Origin of the sequence: Shewanella kaireitica, assembly GCF_023284045.1 — a bacterium.
In the GTDB taxonomy this organism is placed as follows: Bacteria; Pseudomonadota; Gammaproteobacteria; order Enterobacterales; family Shewanellaceae; genus Shewanella; species Shewanella kaireitica.
On the sequence record NZ_JAKIKQ010000013.1, the window covers coordinates 1 to 19,176 of the forward strand.

At 42.6% G+C, this 19,176-nt stretch carries 13 protein-coding genes; 6 read left to right on the forward strand and 7 right to left on the reverse strand.

The genetic code is table 11. The annotated features are described in order from the left end of the window. Positions 1 to 469: 469 nt before the first annotated feature. Positions 470 to 3,517 (forward strand): Ig-like domain-containing protein, encoded by a 3,048-nt coding sequence (locus L2730_RS15105; protein WP_248975352.1) that lies wholly within the window; start codon positions 470 to 472, stop codon positions 3,515 to 3,517. A 131-nt stretch (positions 3,518 to 3,648) separates the two neighbouring features. On the opposite strand, the gene L2730_RS15110 is transcribed toward L2730_RS15105, so the two are convergent. The 7 genes from L2730_RS15110 to L2730_RS15140 form a co-directional block, all read right to left on the reverse strand. Next, positions 3,649 to 6,003, reverse strand: coding sequence for a hypothetical protein (locus L2730_RS15110; RefSeq protein ID WP_248975353.1), 2,355 nt, complete (start codon positions 6,001 to 6,003; stop codon positions 3,649 to 3,651). Between the two features lie 467 nt (positions 6,004 to 6,470). Beyond that, on the reverse strand, positions 6,471 to 7,259 hold the full coding sequence (locus L2730_RS15115) for a DsbA family protein (RefSeq protein ID WP_248975354.1): 789 nt from the start codon (positions 7,257 to 7,259) through the stop codon (positions 6,471 to 6,473). Between the two features lie 64 nt (positions 7,260 to 7,323). Continuing rightward, the gene (locus L2730_RS15120) at positions 7,324 to 8,694 is read right to left on the reverse strand and encodes a sigma-54 dependent transcriptional regulator (protein WP_283105752.1); all 1,371 of its coding nucleotides are present in this window, start codon (positions 8,692 to 8,694) and stop codon (positions 7,324 to 7,326) included. 156 nt (positions 8,695 to 8,850) lie between these two features. Further along, a complete protein-coding gene (locus L2730_RS15125) occupies positions 8,851 to 9,144 on the reverse strand; it encodes an MBL fold metallo-hydrolase (RefSeq protein ID WP_248975356.1) in 294 nt (97 codons plus the stop codon). Between the two features lie 106 nt (positions 9,145 to 9,250). Next, complete coding sequence (locus L2730_RS15130) at positions 9,251 to 10,696, reverse strand: hypothetical protein (RefSeq protein ID WP_248975357.1); 1,446 nt, start codon at positions 10,694 to 10,696, stop codon at positions 9,251 to 9,253. 132 nt (positions 10,697 to 10,828) lie between these two features. After that, positions 10,829 to 11,707 carry an MBL fold metallo-hydrolase gene (locus L2730_RS15135; protein WP_248975358.1) on the reverse strand — a complete coding sequence of 293 codons (879 nt, stop codon included), beginning with the start codon at positions 11,705 to 11,707 and terminating at the stop codon, positions 10,829 to 10,831. Between the two features lie 593 nt (positions 11,708 to 12,300). Further along, on the reverse strand, positions 12,301 to 14,478 hold the full coding sequence (locus L2730_RS15140; RefSeq protein ID WP_248975359.1) for a M3 family metallopeptidase: 2,178 nt from the start codon (positions 14,476 to 14,478) through the stop codon (positions 12,301 to 12,303). 215 nt (positions 14,479 to 14,693) lie between these two features. Between L2730_RS15140 and L2730_RS15145 the strand changes: the two genes are divergently transcribed. The 5 genes from L2730_RS15145 to L2730_RS15165 all read left to right on the forward strand — a co-directional run bounded on the left by L2730_RS15145 (position 14,694) and on the right by L2730_RS15165 (position 19,171). Beyond that, entirely contained in the window at positions 14,694 to 16,190 is a 1,497-nt protein-coding gene (locus L2730_RS15145) for a dipeptidase (RefSeq protein ID WP_248975360.1), read from the forward strand. A gap of 251 nt (positions 16,191 to 16,441) precedes the next feature. Further along, positions 16,442 to 17,158 (forward strand): tRNA (adenosine(37)-N6)-threonylcarbamoyltransferase complex dimerization subunit type 1 TsaB, encoded by a 717-nt coding sequence (tsaB, locus tag L2730_RS15150; protein WP_248975361.1) that lies wholly within the window; start codon positions 16,442 to 16,444, stop codon positions 17,156 to 17,158. A gap of 60 nt (positions 17,159 to 17,218) precedes the next feature. Beyond that, the gene (locus tag L2730_RS15155; protein ID WP_248975362.1) at positions 17,219 to 17,527 is read left to right on the forward strand and encodes a hypothetical protein; all 309 of its coding nucleotides are present in this window, start codon (positions 17,219 to 17,221) and stop codon (positions 17,525 to 17,527) included. After that, positions 17,520 to 18,248, forward strand: a complete 729-nt coding sequence (locus L2730_RS15160) for a M50 family metallopeptidase (RefSeq protein ID WP_248975363.1) — start codon at positions 17,520 to 17,522, stop codon at positions 18,246 to 18,248. Before L2730_RS15155 ends, L2730_RS15160 begins: the two co-directional genes overlap by 8 nt. 89 nt (positions 18,249 to 18,337) lie before the next feature. Next, positions 18,338 to 19,171 (forward strand): class I SAM-dependent methyltransferase, encoded by an 834-nt coding sequence (locus L2730_RS15165; RefSeq protein WP_248975364.1) that lies wholly within the window; start codon positions 18,338 to 18,340, stop codon positions 19,169 to 19,171. Positions 19,172 to 19,176 lie beyond the last annotated feature (5 nt).

Genomic DNA, 19,176 nt, shown 5'->3' on the forward strand with positions numbered 1-19,176 from the left:
CGAAGCAGGATGCCAGAGCCGAGAATAACTATTAGCTCAAGCCCCAATACTTGCCTACAGCGTTTTGAATTCCCGCTGAATGGTCAAACTTTTAATGCAATTGGTATAAGTATTTAGCTGTTAATCTCCCTCCATTTGGCTTACTCGTATAAGCATTTTTAAAACCCTAACTCCTAGAGCCTATTCTGCATATATTCCATAAACTGCAGCTGGAATTGTTTCAATCAGTTAGCGTTACGAGTGTTTGGGAAAAAGCATAATGGATCGAAAAATGATCAATTTATGTTTGTTATTTGGACTTGTCATTTGCTAGTATGCCCGCTCTGTTGTTGCTCAAACCCAGTAAGCATAAGGGGTTCTGCCTTTTAAGTGAATTCTGCAGCTATTTTTATCCAGAAAAAGAGCTAAAAAGAATAATTTGCAAAAAGAGCAGTTTATTTGAGTATGTTTGCTTTTAGGGGAGAAGGTTTTGAATAAAAAAAATGTCATATCGGCATCGAATTCGGCTGCTATTTCTATCCGCTTCACGGTCATTGGATTATTAGCCCTGTTGGTCGTTATTTTTTCAGCTAACTTATTTGCTAATCAAGTCCATGATAACTCCCTACTCGCAGAAAAAGCGCTAAGTAATCAAGTTAAATTTCGACAACAAACAGAACAATCAACGATATCGCTAGTTAACAGCTTGGGCAAGTATCGACATGCAACCCTTGCGAATAAAGAGCAGTTAACGCAAGCGTTGATAGAAAATGCGTTATTACGTCAGCATTTGCAATTTGAACTGGTTAAGTCAGACCCTGAAGCGGCAGTACGCACAATTCTGCCACGAGGCCTTATAAAAGATATGCCGGATGAGGTTGTTTCATTGTTGGCACATCAGCGTGTGCTCGAGGGAAGGTTGGAAGTTAGCTATGTGGATTATCAAAGCCATCAACATAAAAATATTAGCTACATGTTGGTCAATGACGAAGAATCAGTTGAATTGCATTTACCTCGTAATATCGAAAGTAGTTTACTAAAAACAGGTACTCAAGTAAGTGTTACAGGCTGGATGTTTAAGGCTACAAAAGAGCCAGAAGCAAATCTCAGCTCCTTGGTTGTCAATGATGAACTCAGTAGTTTAGTGTTATTGGGCGATTCCGATTCTGCTGTTTCTACTAGGTTGGTTGAGCCCAATAATGCTGGAAGAACAAGCAGTCTTGGTGAACAACGGGCACTGGTTTTATTAGTTAACTTTCAAAATAATGCTGAGCAACCATGGACCGTAGAAGAAGCGCAGCAATTAGTTTTCGGTAATGTAAATGCTTATTACCAAGAAGCATCATATGGCCGGACTTGGTTAACTGGGGATGTCGAGGGTTACTTTACGTTGCCTATAGATGTGACATGTAGCACTAATTTAATCGATAATCATGGTCGGCAAGCAGCCATTGATAGCGGTATTAATGTCGATAACTATGATCGCTGGATCTATATCTACCCTCAAAATAGCAGCTGCGGTTGGACGGGGCAGGGAACTATAGGAGGCAGCCCATCTCGTGCATTTATTAATGGGTCTATGACATTGCGTACCGTTGGCCATGAACTCGGTCACAACTTCGGTTTATATCATGCAAAAGATCTTGATTGCGGAGCGGAGATTATCGGTGATAACTGCGCTTCAGCTGAATATGGCGATAGCATGGATATGATGGGAAGTTCAGGTATTACAGGCCATTTTAATGCCTTTAGTAAGCAGCAGCTTGGTTGGATCACAGCCTCTGCTGGAGAAGTAGTCACTGCTGGTGTTGATGGTAGTTATCAGTTAGAGCCCTTTGAAATGGAACCCGCAGGAACCGCTAAGAGTATTAAAATCCAGCGTGGTGTTGATATCACTAACGGCGAGTCACAGTGGTATGTCCTTGAGTATCGACAAGCTTTGGGTTTTGATAAATTTCTAGAAGGAAAAAGTGGCGTCACTGATGGAGTCGTAATGCATCTGGCGACGCAGAACAATATCAATAGTAACTTATTACTGGATATGCAACCAGATAGTGGGCTGCGTGATTTAGATGACGCAGCTCTGCTGGTGGGAGCTAGCTATACAGATCCCGATGCGGGAGTGACAATTACAACAGAGTGGGCCGATGCAACGGGAGCGAGCGTGAGTGTTAGCTATACAGGTTCTAGCTGTATCAAAGCGAGCCCAAGCATGACATTGTTACCTAATGAATCAGCCTGGGGCGCACCTGGCACCACGGTGAGCTATAGCGCATCAGTGAGTAATAACGATAGCGCAGGCTGTGAAATCTCTAGCTATAACATCTCAGCATTAGTACCGAGTGGTTGGAGTGCGGCAACAAAGTCTCTCAGCCTGTCGCCCGGAATGAGTGGGACTGTCTCGCTGGATGTCGTCTCCTTAGAGACTGCTGAGCAGGGGTTTTACGATATTGAAATAAGTGCCGCTGATATTAATAACCACGCTTATTCGATCACGGGCACCGTTAGTTATGTTGTAGAAACACCTCCACAATCCTGCATTATGGCAAATCCAAGTTTTATTTTGTCAATTGATGATAGTGGCGAGCTAGCTGCTGGAGAGATGGCTACTTATAGTGGGACTATAACCAATCACGACAGTGACAGTTGTGATAGCACTGATTTCGATGTGACAGCCAATGTACCCGCTGGTTGGCGTGCTGATAACCTTGTGGTCAGTTTGGCAGCAGGTAAGAGTCGCAATGTCAGCATCAATGTAGAGTCCTCAACTGCCGCTCAAGAGGGGACCTACAATTTTGAGCTAAGTGCAATAAACCGTTTAGACAGCCGTTATATTGGCAAAGATACTGCGAGCTATATGGTAATCAGTCCGCAAATCTCGTGTGTGCTTGCTGCGCCTTCGATAGTGATTGCGGACCCTCTAACGGTAGACGTTATCGCCGGAACTCAGGTTAGCTACAGTGCAACGGTAACGAGTCGAGATAGTGAGAGTTGCTTTGAGGCCAGTTTTAATGTGTTTGCTGATATCCCTTCTGGCTGGAGCACTAGTCAGACTCAGGTGAAACTCGCCCCCGGAGGCAGTGCTGTAGTCAATATTAATATAGCCTCTGATCCCAGCAGTCTAGCAGGTCTATTTAACCTGACTGTTAACGCGCAAAATACTACCGAAATAGGTTACCTAGGTATTGATAGTGTCAGTTATATCGTTAAAGCTGCGCCGAATACTGCGCCTATTGCGGTTAATGATAGTGTCAATATGTCATCTAAAACCTCGGTCTTGATTGATGTGCTGTTGAATGATTATGATGCTGATAATGATGAACTGGCGATTGTGTCTGTGAGCCAAGCGAGCAAGGGAAGCGTGCAAATTACCTCGGCTGGTAAACTGCTATATACTCCAGCAAAAAGCTTTAAGAGTCGTGACAGTTTTTACTACACCATTAGCGATGGCGACATGGAGACAACTGCATCAGTGAGTTTAAGTTTGATCAGTTCAAGCGGCGGTGGCCATAAAGGAAAGGGCAATGGTAAGGGCTAAGTTCAAAACTCAAAGCTCAAAATAGCTATCTCTAGTTAAAGGCGGGTAGTCTGGAAAGAATAAACTGGGCGGCGAAGGCTTTTGTCGCCCAGTGGTTATCAAGACAAAGTATTTTTATTGACTCCTAATCGTTACTCGACAATGTTAACTTCTGCTGAAATGAAATTAACAACTTCTGCACCATCGTCGTCTTCAACTGTTACCACTATGCCGTTTAATGCTCCTTGTGTAATAAAGGCAACAGGTTGAGTATCTTCAAGACCGGGCTTCAGCTCTACGGTGAAAGCACAGTTATACACCTCAGAACCTGAACCGTTGTAGCCTAATACTGAGCCGATAGAACAAGGAGAATATGCGACACCTGCATGTTCACCACCTACCGAATTCAATATAGTAAAGGCAGGATGTTCATTACCGTCTGCGACAGTGACACCAAGTACAGTCAGCTCGGTTAAAGTGACATCTTCGACACCGGCATTGGTTAGTTCAACAACAACTAACATGCTGGCGGCAAATGCCATATCCGTATCTGGGGCTAGTGGTGTAAATTCAACGGTAGCGTCATTTGAAGCATCTACATCCTGTCCATCTTCATCGACCCCTCTAATGGTTGCGATATTGACGTGGGCTGGATCGCCGAATTGTCCCTGTAGTCCTTTGCTTATATCACAACTTGCATAGTCGCCAGGTTCTAAAACAAATCCGTTAAGGGCTGTCGGCGCAATAGCATTACCGTTCTTGCTGTCGACCATACAGCCTGCTGTTAGGCTACCGAATTTATTATCGGTTAGAGTGGTGAAGGTGACATCATCAACACCCGATGCGTTAACGCTAAAGGTAAAGTTGTAACTTACGTTACTGTAATTGTTTGGATCATCACCTGTTTCAAGTACAGAGGTTGGAGTTGCGGTTTTAACCAAGGTTATGGATGATGGAAGATCTCGTATATCAACCATTGCGGAGTCACTACCGGTAGCACCATCAAGCTCGTCATCGACTGCGGTCGCATTCACAGTATTGGAATGTTGATCGCCAGCATCACCGCCAATAAACTTAGTGAAGGTACAAGTATAAGTCCCCCCTAAAGCGATACTGGTAGATATTCCTATACACTCATCGGTAAGCAGATCACCAAAATCGGTGTCATTTAACACGGTAAGTATGAGTGGAGAATCCCAGAAGGCAGCATCATTGTCGACCGTTACTGTAAATTCGACATTTGCACCAGGTTCCATCACCTCAGTAGGATCTGCTGTTTTGTTCACTGTAATAGCAGGTGCAAGATTAGTGATTTGCACTGTGACTTCGTTACTACAGTGATCGCCTGCAACACTGCTTGGAATCGCAGCACAGGAGTTACCGTCAGCGACAACATCGCCATTCTTATCTTCCAACGAGAGCATGACTAAGTCGTCATAATACTCGGCACTTTGATCGTTGGGTAAGTCTCTATCAACGATATGTACAGTAAATTCACAACTGTATGAACCACTTGGCAATATTTCTCCACCATTTGCAGGTAAAGAACAGTTTGTTGCAGTGAGATAGACACCGTCTACATTTGGATTGACCGCAACAGGGCTTCCCCAGAGGTTAATGGAGGTGTCAAATGTGCCTTCACCGCCAATATCAATCTCGTCGGTGAGTGATTTTATAAATAGCGAAGTCTGCGTATTTGGATTAGTAAAACTCATCGAGTAACTAAAAGTTCCGCCCGGTTCACTGCGTGATGATGGGCTGGAATTAGTCAGTGCTTTAATCACCACTGGTGGCGCAGGCTTAATAAAGACATCGATATTAAATGTGTCACAATTACATTTTGATTTGTTGTTAGGGATCTGGCCTGCATAAGGGTCTTCACCATAGGTACAATTATCTCTTTCGATATTGTCCCATGCGGCACAGTAGGTGAAGTCGGCTTGATTGTTACCGTCTGCATCGGCACATAACATAGTGATAGGTTGATTGGTGAGAACATATTCATCAGGACCTAACGCCTTGGTAATGTCACCACATTGATCGCCATCTAACTGGACATCAGCTAACTCTCCGCTGTCTCCGGGTATAGGTAGAATCATACTACAATTTCTAAGACCGGCACCTTGCACAACTTGAGGACTATCCTCCGTTAAAGGTAGGTAGAAAGTGGTATCCCAACGCTCGTTAGCATTGGTACGTACTGTTACGTCAGCATCGAATGTGAAAATTTGTCCTAAGTTACACTCTGCATTAGAGTCTACTGGAGTGACTTTGGTAATTTCGACGTCGTTAGCAGTACAGTTCAGTGCGTTCTGGGCGAGTTTATTACCGCCTTTCATTAAGTAGGCATCAGCCATACAGAACTTGGTTGGGTCTTCGTTCATGCCTAGCCAATCATAAGCTCCGGCATTTGCAGCGTTTAGGCTCGTCACACCATAAAGGGCTACAGTGCTTATTAGCGCAGCACTAAATGCGCTGATAAGCGGGTTGCATTTGAATCGTTTCATAATATTTACCATCCTATAAGTGAATATGGATAAAACGTGCTAATTACTTGCTATTTGGGTTTTTAATTACTTTCCATAACCCGCTAGTGGTGCGTTGACCTGCGTTGACCTGCGTTTGCTGATAGGGCGGTTAACCGAGCAGGTTCGCTCGCTGTTACTGAGAAATGGCAGTAAAGTTCAAACTTATGGACTAATAGATAGCAAGTAGTAGGCCGATACTTTAAGGCGCTAATACTTAAGAGTATTTAGTTATAGTGGGGTAATGTGACGCTGAGTTGGGGCAGTTTATGTATCATAGTTGATACACTTGCAGTGAACACAATTAGGTCTTGCTTAAAAAATTCACTTCTAGTTAACTTTCGTTTAGTTCGAACAAACAGATCTTTAAGCATTTTTATGTCGAGGAAGTAGTAGTTTATAACCCCTTAACAAGAAAGGAGGCTAATTTCATACACTGTAGGCGCTAGTTAATCTTCGGTAGATGTTTGATTGAGCAATGAATCGATTAACTGCGCGAATGTTTCATAGCTTTGTGCACCTACGACGAGTTTTGGGTTTATCAGTTGCCCATTTTCTACTCGACCGATTACAAAACTCGGTGTGCCTCTTATACCTAAGGAGGAACCGTAAGCGATATCTTGCTGTATTTTTACCGCGATCGCATGGTCGCTTAAGCAATCGTTAAACTTGTTCATATCTAATGACAACTCTTGTGCACTTTTCAGATATAGCTCACTACTAAGCAGATTCATATTCGCAAATAAAGACGTACGCATCTGCCAGTAGGCATCTTGTTGCAAACTGCAATTAGCTGCGACAGCAGCACTTTTAGCCTTAGGATGAAAACCTAATGGGAAATCTCGAGTTAAATAGTGAACTTTATCAGTATCAATATAACGACTCTTTATCTGAGAAAATGTCTTATCTATAAATCGTTTACAATAAGGGCATTGATAATCAGAAAACTCTATCATGGCTATGGGGGCGTCATTGGCCCCCAGAGATGGAAGGTTATTATTTGAGTTGTAATTAGCTTGAGTCGGCAAGGTTTTAAACTGCGGCTTTTGAGAACTCATTGCGATATTATGAATATCAGTGACTTGACTGCCTATTCGAGAGAGTTCTTTTTTTAATTGGCTGAGCTCCTGTTTGAGTGAGGTTATATCCTCTTGCAAACTTTCACTGCTTTGTGGCTGGCAAGCAGCAAGAATGACTGATGCCATTAGCACCATAGATTGCTGTTTCAAATTTAACATGACTGCTATCCTCAGTGCTAAAGTGATGGCTAGACGCAAAGATTGGGCTTACTTCGCGTTTCGTTCACAGCTTTATTTTGCATTTCTTAATTAGTCGATAGAAAGTGGTGCGAGAGATCTTAAGTTCTCTTGCTGCCGCAGATATGTTGTGGTTATTACGTTTGATTGCATCAAGTAGTAGTTCTGTGTCAATTTCTACTCTGTGCTGGGCTAGATTGATGACACCATTTGTCTCAGGCGGTACTTTTAGGATGTTTATGCCTAAGTCTTTTTCGGTGAGACGGCGGTTATTTGCCATGATAATTGCGCGGTGAATACGATTTTTAAACTCCCGAATATTACCTGGCCATTGATATTCATTCATTAATTTCAAAGCATTAGGCGTTAGTGTGCTTAATTGGTCCTTAAGGCTGTATTTCTTGAGGTATTCCTTCGCGAGTAGCGGGATGTCCTCTTTATGCTCTCTAAGGCTAGGGGCGTAAAGGTGCAGTAAATTTATCCGGTAATAGAGATCTTCTCGAAACCGCCCCTCTTCAACCGCAGCTTCTAAATTAATGTGTGAAGCAAATATGATCCGACAATCAATCGTTATATTTTTACTGCCACCTACACGCTCGATAATGTGATCTTCTAGAAATTGAAGCAAGTTTACTTGTAACTCTAATGAAAGGTCTCCGATTTCATCAAGGAACAGAGTGCCTTTATGAGCTCTTTCAATATGACCAATATACTGCTTGTCTGCGCCTGTGAATGCGCCTTTTTCATGGCCAAATAGTTCAGAGTGAATCAGGCCAGCAGGTAATGCACCGCAGTTTACGGTGACAAAGGGACCCGCTTGACGCTGTGATTGACGGTGAATTAAATGAGCGCAAAGCCCTTTGCCGGTTCCAGTCTCACCACTGATAAGCACGGTTTCATCAACTTGTGCAATTTTTGCAATTTTGCGTTTAAGCTGTTTGATTGCGGATGAATCACCAAGGATTTTCTCGGCAGTAAAGTTGGGCGCACCAGACGTTGAATGGAGAGAGCCAAGTTTTGCCATGCCATAGGCATGTCCTAAGGTATGATGCAGTCGTTCCCATTTTATTGGGACATGGTGGTAATCAGAGAAATAATGGGTAAGGTTGTTGCTTAAATTGCCTTTTGTTACATCGGTATCGACTAGAATTGCTATCCAAATTAAATGGCTTACTTGGTTGTTGAGTTGATTCACCGCCTTTAAGCAATTTTCTATATCATCTAAGGTGAGTATTGCTATGGCTACTTTTACGTCATAATCTTTTAGGATCTGCAGGGCGCGAGTCATCCTATTGGCAGTATGGCATTGCCAATTAAATGATTTTAGTTTTATTTCTCCTTGAAACACCTTCTTTGAAACGTTGAGCACCAACAGATCCCTGTCTAGTGATTGGCAGTGCTTCAAATAACCCACCATCTTCTACTAAGGAAAGTTCTGTCTGTGGTATGGAATAGACATTGAACTAATACTTCTAAATTTTAGGCTGGATATGGGTATTAGCAAGTCTATGTCAGCCTTAATATGCAGTGAATCCAGCTGCTATATGGGTGAGAGGACATAGACCTTCTTGGTTTATAAACCTTTATGCAGTGTTTCTATCCATTTCTCTGGTAAGTCTTGTTTCTTTAGATCTTCTAATGCAATACCAGATTGCTTTTGATCTCTCATCCAGTTAATTGACGCATCTAACGTGTGCTTAAAGCGCGCTAAATCACTCTTATTAGCCAAATCACCGTGACCAGGAATGACGATTGTCTCATCTGTCATACCACGTAAAACGTTAGCGACGTTATCTCGATAACCTTCCACGTCACCACCAGCTTTTAGATCGATATTAAGGAAATTTATCTTTGAAGAACAGATCACCCATATGCACTATGTTGGCTTTACTCCATATAACAACGCTGTCGCTATCAGTATGACCTGGTCCCATATGGCGCACTTTTAGAAGGAACATCAAAAAGTAGTATGATTAGTAATAAGTAAAAACCAAATCATAAACTGCAGCATCATTTTCTTCAGATTCAAATTTTGCTATTAGATTGAAGTTCTCACGGGATACATCAATTTCATCATAATTATCGTTGGCATCGGTATAGCGTTCCAGCATTCCCTTCTTATCCAATGGCAGTTTTAGCAACTTAACAGATTGAAAAAATGTATCACTGTTATAATCTGTAAAGAAAGGTTCGCTGACATGAGCTTGGTCAAGCGATGTACCATGAAATTGTAATAGGACATTGTTGCCGACTAGCCACCATTGTTTGTTATCATTGGCGATATTTATCTTATTGGCTTGTGGGATTTGTTTCATTAAGTTCGGTAATGTAAGTGACTTCACATTATTAGGCTGTAGATGTTTATAGAGCCAATGTTCTTGAGTCGATGTTAACTGAGGAAGGGATAGCCTTGCAGATTTGTCCATTTTACTCGTATAGGTGAAGTTAGTCAGTAAAGTTACGGGGGCATCTTTCATCGTTGGATGAAACTTATCAAACTGCAATATAATATGTTGTTGTTTTTGAGTAATAATAATCTGCTCTGGCAGTTCTGTAATATCATGTTTAGAGAGGGAGTTTTTTACTTGCTCTATGGGACTTTTTTGAGCGATTTTGTCTTCTATTCGCCAGCGCTTGTCATCAAACCCATCCCTGAATCCAATATTATTTTTCCCCGTACCATTTAATATGCTGAACGTTGAACTAACTGATTTAAGTTTATCAGCTGAATAAGTAAACCAGAGATTACGTCCATAGCCCCAGACTTTATCGTTATTATCTAAAGTCAATATAATGCTTGGAGGGCCCAACTTTTGGGCTGTTTGTGTTGTACTGGCTCCTAAATTGATGCCGTAAACACCAGTTGAAAATGAGATGTTCGCTGGAGGAAGAGTTGTTTCTTGAGCGAGGATTGCAGGCTCTTTTGCCGTGATGCTGCTGGGGCTTATAGTATAATTATATTGGGTTGACTGGAGCGCAAAACCTTTAGTTGTATAAGAGGCCCGATCATTGCTATACGACTTGTCGCCATTACAGAGCTTATATGCTTGTGCTGCTATGTGTATTTTTAAGTCAGTTGTACGCACAACTTTAGGTCCAGCTCTACGTCCTGTCCTATTTTTCTCTTTGGTTATTTTTCTATTTTCTACATTAGTCAATAACATAACCTCAGCACCTAGTACTGTTGCATCTTGGCGCAATTGTTGTAGTGCTAGTACGAAAGCTGGGCTGTCTTCAATAGGTCCTAATTCGGAGTAATCTGACACTTCCACGTTAAGGTACTGAGGCGCAAGAGCTTTAGCTATACAGTTAGGTTTATAATCGATTATAAGAGCCCCTTCATTATCAGCAGCTTGCGCACTAACTATAAAAGTTAGGCTTATAGATACGAGGCATTTTATCTTGCTTATTCTTATCATTATGCACAGTTCCTTGTGACAGATAGAGTTTAGTTTTTTAATTTTGAGTTTGAATAGTAACGATATTAAATGATATCCAATTTAGTAAAGGCTAAAGGTGCCGTTAAGTGTACAGATAGTCGGTGAGCTTAATCAAAGGCCTTTATGCAGTGTTTCTATCCATTTATCTTCTGAGATAAAGTTCCAGCTCCAGTCTTTCCATTTCTCTGGTAAGCCTTGTTTCTTTAGATCTTCTAATGCGATCCCAGATTCTTTTTGATCTCTCATCCAATTAATCGACGCATCTAACATGTGCTTAAAGCGCGCTAAATCACTCTTATTGGCTAAATCGCCGTGACCTGGAATGACAATTGTCTTATCTGTCATATCACGTAACGCTTTAGCGACGTTATCTCGATAACCTTCCACGTCACCACCAGCTTTTAGATCGATATAAGGAAATTTGTCTTTGAAGAACAGATCACCCATATGCACTATGTTGGCTTTACTCCATATAACAACGCTGTCGCCATCAGTATGACCTGGTCCCATATGGCGCACTTTTAAAGCATCATCATTAAAGTGCACGGTTATACCATGATCGTAGGTAATTACTGGCAGTGCGTCAGGCGTAGTTTGTTCGTCTGATGCAAGGCGTTTAAGCACATTATGGTGGGCCATGATGGTACCCGTGCTACCGAAGTGGGCATTAGCTCCGGTATGATCGCCATGATAATGCGTGTTGATGATGAACTTTGGGCTACCTGCTTGGATCTCATTTAACGCCGCTGATATTTTATCGGCGAGTGGAGCAAATTGGTCATCAATCATCAGCAAACCATCGTTACCGACTGAAACACCAATATTTCCACCAGCACCAACAAACATGTAAACACTATCGCTTAGCTTGATTGGTTTAATCTCTACATCTTTAAATCTATCATTGGCGGTCGCACTATTAGTGGTTAATGCAACCGCAAGTAGGGTGCTGTAACTCAGTATTTTGGCTGCATGTTTAAGTGGGAAGTTCATAATGTTGACCTTAAATGATTGAGTTAACTTTTTTAAGTACATCAAATTGATGTTACAGAGTTGTTGTACAAAATGCATTAATACCAATCAATATAAATATTTGGTCTCTCAGCGAGAGTTTAGCGATTCTGAGGTAAGGTCATTAAATGCTCCTAGGTAACTGCTCCTGCGTTACACTACCTCCTATATCAATATAGTCGCGCATTATTGACATTCACCACATCTGATCTCCATGGATGGAGGGAATGTCTTAAGCATGTCAGGAATATGCTAGGCCATGTGGCTTGCAATGAGTAAAGAGCATAGTTGTTCTACGGTTAAGCTCGTTAACACAGCATCAGAATCGCTAAAACTAGCCATTCTGGAGCGTTGTTGGCAGCCTATTTCTGTGTTGAACAACTTTATAAGGGAACAACTATTCTTTCAGTTATTCGCCTTGAATTAGTTTTCCAAAAACAGCTCTGAGTTGATCAAATTCTTATATTGATTGGTATAACTATAAAAAAACCGAATACTTTTGCAAGTATTCGGTTTGCGGACTTGTTTAGCTTGCGCTAATCGGTTGGTGTTCCAGCCAAATTTAACTTCGCTTTTTATTTGGCAAGCAAGCCACGACTGCGAAGCAATGGGTCGATTCCTGCTTCTTTACCACGGAACTGCTTATACAGTTTCATCGGGTCTTCACTGCCGCCCTGAGAAAGGATGTTATCTCTAAAGGCATCAGCAGTCGCTTTGTCAAAAATACCGTTTTCTTTAAATGCTTCAAATGCATCGGCACCTAAGATATCAGACCAAAGGTAGCTGTAGTAACCTGCCGAGTATCCACCAGAGAAGATATGTGAGAAATAAGTGCTGCGGTAACGTGGCGCAATCTCACCGATCAATCCCATTTTATTAAGCGATTCAGCTTCAAATTTAGCAGCATCTTTCGGCATGAAGTCAGTCACTGTATGCCAGTCTAAATCAAGCTTAGTTGCTGCCATGTACTCTACAGTTGCAAAGCCTTGGTTAAACTTGCTTGCAGCTTGGATTTTCTTTACAAGCTCTTGTGGGATCACTTCGCCTGTTTTGTAATGCTTAGCAAACTGAGCCAATACTTCTGGTTGCGTCATCCAGTTTTCCATCACTTGTGACGGGAACTCAACGTAGTCGCGTGGGACTGACGTACCTGCTTGAGAGCGGTACTCAACATCAGACAACATACCATGTAGCGCATGACCAAATTCATGGAATAGGGTGCTAGCTTCATCGAATGTTAATAGTGCTGGCTCGTTGCCTACTGGGCGAGGGTAGTTCAGAACGTTCACAATGATTGGCTTAGACTCAACGCCGTTCATGTTGTACTGCTGACGATATGAGTTCATCCAAGCACCACCACGTTTGCTGTCGCGTACGTAATAGTCACCCATAAAGATCGCCATTAACTCGCCATCTTTGTCGTAGACTTCCCATGTGCGCACTTCATCATTGTACTTGGGTAGGTCGGTACGCTCTTTCACTGTAATGCCGAATAAGCGATTGGCTGTATAGAATACGCCCTTAAGGGTATTTTCTAGTGAGAAGTAAGGGCGTGTTTGTTGCTCATTAAAGCTGTACTTAGCGACACGGATCTTGTCCGAGTAGTACCACCAATCCCAGCCTGCCAGCTTAAAATCACCGCCTTCAGAATCGATTAACGCTTGCATATCGGCCACTTCAGCTTCAGCTTGCGCCAACGCAGCAGGCCATACTTTGTTCAGCAAGCCGTATACGTTTTCAGGCGTTTGTGCTGTGCGCTCTTCAAGTACAAAGTGAGCGTGCGTTTTGTAACCCATTAGCTGTGCACGTTCTGCACGCAATGCCGCCATTTTTGCAAGGATCTTTTTATTATCGTGTGCGTTGTTATTGTTACCGCGCTCTACATAACCTTTATAGATTTTTTCACGCAGTTCTCGGCTATCGGCATAAGTTAAAAATGGCGTGATTGAAGGGCGTGAAGTGGTAAACACCCATTTACCCTCATGGCCACGTTTTGTAGCCGTTTGCGCTGCAACGCTGATCACATCTTCTGGCAAGCCGGCTAAATCGGCTTTAGTGTCGATAACGAGTTCGAAGGCATTGGTTTCAGCCAGCAGGTTGTCACCAAATTCTAGGCTTAGTTTACCTATTTGCTCGTTGAGTGCGCGCAGTTTGGTTTTGTCGGCATCGCTTAAGTTTGCGCCGCCACGAGTGAAAGACTTATAGGTATCTTGCAATAGTTTTGCTTGAGCAACATTTAGGTTCAGTGAGTCTCGTTGGTCGTAGACGGCTTTTACTTTTTGGAACAATGCATCGTTGAGCAGTACGTCATCACCAGCGGCAGAAAGCATTGGTGACACTTCTTTCGAGATAGCTTGAAGCTGCTCGTTGGTGTCTGCGCCTGTTAAGTTATAGAAAACACTGGCAACTTTACTGGTCAATTCGCCTGAAAACTCCATTGCTTCAATGGTGTTTGCAAATGTTGGTGCATCAGGATTATCGATGATTGCTTGAATTTCAGCTTTATGCTGTGCAATACCGGCTTTAAAAGCGGGCAGGTAATGCTCAGGTTTTATTTTAGAAAAATCTGGGATGCCAAAATAGGTATCATATGGCTTAAAGAAAGGGTTGCCCGCATTATTCTCAATGATTTGCTGAGCAACAACATTTGGTGCTGTTTGGTTCTCAGTAGTGTTATTTGCGCTGCTGCATGCGCCAAGTGAAAGCGTGATTGCAATAGCTGCAACCAAAGGTTTGAGGGTTAATCCCTTCATATTTTAAATCCCCGAATTTTGCTTGTTTTAATTTTTCGTCAATATCTTTGCATTAACGTTAACGTCATTAAATATCACGGTTGGCGGTGATAAATCTATTAAAAAAACGTATTGTTTGTAACAAATGTTTCGAATGGCTATTTTTTATAACTTAACAGGTAAAAGTTGTGGCAAACTGGGCTCGTTTTTTACAAATAATAATAAAATGGATAACCATGAAGCGTCTAACCCTGTTGTTTATCACTCTATTTTCTCTTCCCTGCATTGCAATAGAATCCCAATCAGACAAAGTTGCTCATTACGCTGTTGCGCAATATGCGGATGATATGGTTGCTAGCCTTGCGACATTAGTAAAATTCAATACTGTCGCAACTGAAGGGCAAACTCCCGACACCAATCCAGAATTCATTGGTTTCAAGCAGGAGCTTAAAAGCTTGAGCGAGAAATTGGGTTTAGATTATGTTGACCATGGCTATGTGATATTAATTGGGCTTGGGCAACAAGATGACAAAGTTGGTGTCATCACCCATGGAGATGTGCAGCCAGCCAATCCAGCACTTTGGCAACAGAGCCCTTATCAATTAGATATGACATCCCAGCCCGGAAAGCTTATCGGTCGCGGCACTGAAGATGATAAAGGTCCTATTGTAACAGCCATGTATGCGATGAAATCGATTAAAGATTCACAGATAAAGTTAAATAAACGAATAGAGTTAATGGTTTATATGGCGGAGGAATCCGACTGGGAGCCGCTTAAAGCTTTTTTGAAGACATTCACTCCAGCCAACATCAACATCACTATCGATGCTGAATACCCAGTTGTGACTGCCGAGAAGGGGTGGAGTAAAATTGAATTTGTTATCCCAAATGTTGATGTGGGAACGGCAAATAAGGGCGCTACCACTCTTGAGCGCTTCTCTGGTGGCTATTTTGGTAGCCAAGTGCCTCAACAAGCTCAAGCAGAAATTAGTTTTGCAGATAAGAGTTTAATTCAGCAGTTAAAGGCAGCAGCTAAAAAACAATCAGGTATGACATATCGTTTTGAGCAAAATGGTTCTACAGTCATTATTTTCGCTGATGGTAAAGCGGCCCATTCTTCAACACCTGAAGATGGTGTCAATGCTGTGACTCATCTGGCGCAGCTGCTTGCTATCCATCAGTGGCCGAAAAATACCGCATCACTCACACAACAATTTATCCATGAAATGGTTGGAATGGGGATTTATGCAGAACAATTTGGTGATATCGCTTATAAAGATGATTTTATGGGGCCGATGAGCTTAGCGCCTACAATCGTTAAAGCGGGTAAGCAGGGCACGCAAGTCATGATTAACCTACGTCGTCCGATAGGCAAGACGCCAGAACGACTAGACAGCCAAACTTATGAAGCACTAGAGCGTTGGCAGGAAAAACATAAAGTTAGGTTAGCAAAGGTGGAAACCTATTGGGGGAAGCCTATGGTGATGCAAGATGCGCCGCATCTTAATACTCTGCTCGATGTTTACTCTCATTTTACCGGTGTTAAAGATCCCCAACCAGTTGCAATTGGTGGTTCAACAAACAGCAAACTATTTCCTAACGCATTGAGTTTTGGTCCCGCTATGCCTGGTGTTGAGTATACTGGGCATACCGAGAATGAATTTATCACCTATGAGCAGTTTATGCTCAACCTGAAAATGTACAGCGCTGCTTTTATTGAGTTAGCTAAGTAACAGACACTCTAGCGACAAAAATAGGGTTATTTTTTGGCTTAAGTTAGATTGCAGTCGCTGGCAGTAAAACTATTTTGCAGTTCTACTTAAAGCCTGCGGGGGAGTTAGGTATAATCCCCGCTCTTTATCGTTAACTAAGCTGCATTTGATATGTTTAACACTGAATATATCGACAGCTGGTAATCGCTACATACGTGAGCTTACATGACTGCTTTCGTGTTGTGCCTGAATTTGAGTTTGGTAAGTAATAGATGACAAAACAGTCCATAGAAGCAACTTCGCTGAGCATACTTGCTCTAGATACATGTACGGAGTCGTGCTCTGCTGCGTTAACCCATAATCGACAAGTGTATTGCGAGCAAGCAGATGCACCGCGCGAGCACAGCCAAAGGTTATTGCCAATGGTCAAGTCAGTGTTATCTCAAGCTGATATCAAGTTGAGTGATGTTGACTTAATCGCTTATGGTCGAGGCCCTGGTAGTTTCACTGGCATCAGGATCTGTACCAGTATCACCCAAGGTTTGGCATTGGGACAATCACTTCCTGTCATCGGGATCTCAACCCTTGCTACCATGGCACAAGCTGCTATAGAAGCTGGAGCCCAGCAGGTTTTAGCTGCGATTGATGCTCGTATGGGTGAAGTTTATTGGGGGCAATTTATTGCTGTTGATGGTATTGCCACTTTAGTGAACGAAGAGGTTGTTAGCGCACCAGAATCGATAGTGTTAAGCTTGGATGAAACGCAAACCATTACCGCCTGCGGTACTGGATTTGATGCTTACCCACAATTACTGGAAATGGCTGGTGGCCTTACTGTATGTGAGCTTGCTAAATTCCCAGATGCTAAATATATGGCGATATTGGCACAACAAGGCCATTTAAATGGCTTGAGCACCAGTGTTGACGAGCTTAAGCCTGTCTATTTGCGTGATACCGTGACCTGGAAAAAATTACCAGGAAAAGAATGATCTGAGCTTAAGCTGATTACGCAAAAAAAAACAGTGATTTAATAAGTTAAGGACGATTGGATGCATATTAATTCAAGTCAACTTACCGCTTCAAAAGTCGAAGTCAATAAGTCGATAGGAACTAATCAGCCTACTGCTGTGCGGGTGGATGCTGCCGATCAAGTGTTGCCGATCCAAGCGCAGCAGTCCTACCAATTTAACGACTATAACGAAGATGAAGCCGCACTAAAATCTAGACTTGGTGCTCATATAGAATATGAGAATGATACCCGTGGCCAGCGCGGTGCTGTCGCTGAGTATCTCTCTAACCAACATGCGGCCAAGCGTGAAGAGATCCAACAAATGGTAGGCATTGATACCTATGCCTAGTAATTTGCAGCACACGCTGACTAGCGGCACAAATCCTTCCAAGACACCAGCTTCATCTGGTACGCCTAGTAGAGGCAGGTTCTTTCTCGAATTATTAGTGGCTTTTTTGGTCACAAAACTACCGTTTGTGAGTGTACCGTTTAAATGGCTTGAGAGCTATTTTCATGAGTTATCACATGGTTTAGCTACACTTTTTACCGGTGGAGCGGTTAGTCATATTCAGCTGTTTCCTAATGGCGCAGGGCTTTGCTTCAGTCAAGGTGGCTGGCCATTAGCTATTGGCTTTGCGGGTTATTTTGGCGCGGCACTGTGGGGCTATTTGATTTTTACATTTGCGACCTGGCCTAAGGGGATCCGTTTTAGCTTCGGCCTGTTAGGCGCGGGAGTTATCTTAACGACTTTACTATGGGCGAGAGATCTACTGACTATTTCGATTCTAGTGTCGCTCGCACTGCTATTTTTAATGCCGTTAAAGCTTAATCTTAATCGATATTTAGCCACCAGTTTACGCATTATGGGCTTAATGGTTATTTTAAATGCACTGGCAAGTCCTACCGTATTATTTGGCCTTGAAGGGCAGGGTGATGCCAATATGCTTGCACAGCAGAGTTGGATCCCTGCTTGGTTCTGGGTGCTCGTTTGGCTTGCAACGAGTGCGTTTATGCTATTTCTATGTTGGCGTCGAGTTGACCGTCAAGCAGAAAAACGTCAGCTTAAATAATATAACAAAGTGTAAATCTCTGTTTCTTAGGCTTGGATTTTAACCTATTGACTGTTAGGTTGATGCCAGCCTTTATATGGAGATATCTAATGAAAATGAACACCCTAGCCGCTAGCCTCATTCTTACTGGCGCGTTTGGCCTATCAACACTAAGTGCTACTGCAGAAGCGCATGTCCACGAAAATACGGCGTTAGATACCGCTGTATCGAGTGACTTTCGCCAAACTAAAAATTCAGCCCGTGATACTTACCGACACCCCAAAGAGACCATTGAGTTTTTCGGCGTAGAGCCTTCGGATACGGTTATCGAGTTATGGCCAGGTGGCGGTTGGTATGCTGAAATACTAGCGCCGTACCTTGCCGAGAAGGGCCATTATATCGGTGGGAATTTTAATGCGAACCCTGATGATGAAAAGCAGCGCAATGGCTACAGAGCCAAGGCGGGCAAAAAGTTTGAAAAGTGGATCGTAGACAATAAAGCTAAACTGGGTAACGCCTCTACCGTCACTTTTGACCCGCCTAGCTTTTACGCTATGGGCAAGGATAACAGTGCTGACGTCGTCTTGACCTTCAGAAACCTACATAACTGGGCAATGAAAGGGTATTTAGAGCCTGTATTTGATTCAGCTTATAAAGTGCTTAAATCTGGTGGTACATTTGGTATCGTTGAGCATCGTGCTAATCCGGGTATGGACGCTAAGACAGGTTATATGGATCAAGCACAGATGATAAAGTTGGCGGAAAAAGCGGGTTTTACCTTTGTTGAAAGCTCAGAGATTAATGCTAATGCCAAAGACACTAAAGATTACCCTAAAGGTGTTTGGACTTTACCGCCACGTTTAGCGCTTGATGATCAAGACAAAGAAAAGTATCTCGCAATTGGTGAAAGCGATAGAATGACGCTGAAATTCATCAAAAAATAATAGGC

What these genes read in the sequence shown, in the direction of transcription:
- L2730_RS15140 (WP_248975359.1), bottom strand. Translation starts at nt 14,478, where the DNA reads ATGAAGGGATTAACCCTCAAACCTTTGGTTGCAGCTATTGCAATCACG.
- tsaB (WP_248975361.1), top strand. Translation starts at nt 16,442, where the DNA reads ATGACAAAACAGTCCATAGAAGCAACTTCGCTGAGCATACTTGCTCTA.
- L2730_RS15120 (WP_283105752.1), bottom strand. Translation starts at nt 8,694, where the DNA reads ATGGTGGGTTATTTGAAGCACTGCCAATCACTAGACAGGGATCTGTTG.
- L2730_RS15155 (WP_248975362.1), top strand. Translation starts at nt 17,219, where the DNA reads ATGCATATTAATTCAAGTCAACTTACCGCTTCAAAAGTCGAAGTCAAT.
- L2730_RS15135 (WP_248975358.1), bottom strand. Translation starts at nt 11,707, where the DNA reads ATGAACTTCCCACTTAAACATGCAGCCAAAATACTGAGTTACAGCACC.
- L2730_RS15145 (WP_248975360.1), top strand. Translation starts at nt 14,694, where the DNA reads ATGAAGCGTCTAACCCTGTTGTTTATCACTCTATTTTCTCTTCCCTGC.
- L2730_RS15160 (WP_248975363.1), top strand. Translation starts at nt 17,520, where the DNA reads ATGCCTAGTAATTTGCAGCACACGCTGACTAGCGGCACAAATCCTTCC.
- L2730_RS15115 (WP_248975354.1), bottom strand. Translation starts at nt 7,259, where the DNA reads ATGTTAAATTTGAAACAGCAATCTATGGTGCTAATGGCATCAGTCATT.
- L2730_RS15165 (WP_248975364.1), top strand. Translation starts at nt 18,338, where the DNA reads ATGAAAATGAACACCCTAGCCGCTAGCCTCATTCTTACTGGCGCGTTT.
- L2730_RS15110 (WP_248975353.1), bottom strand. Translation starts at nt 6,003, where the DNA reads ATGAAACGATTCAAATGCAACCCGCTTATCAGCGCATTTAGTGCTGCG.
- L2730_RS15130 (WP_248975357.1), bottom strand. Translation starts at nt 10,696, where the DNA reads ATGATAAGAATAAGCAAGATAAAATGCCTCGTATCTATAAGCCTAACT.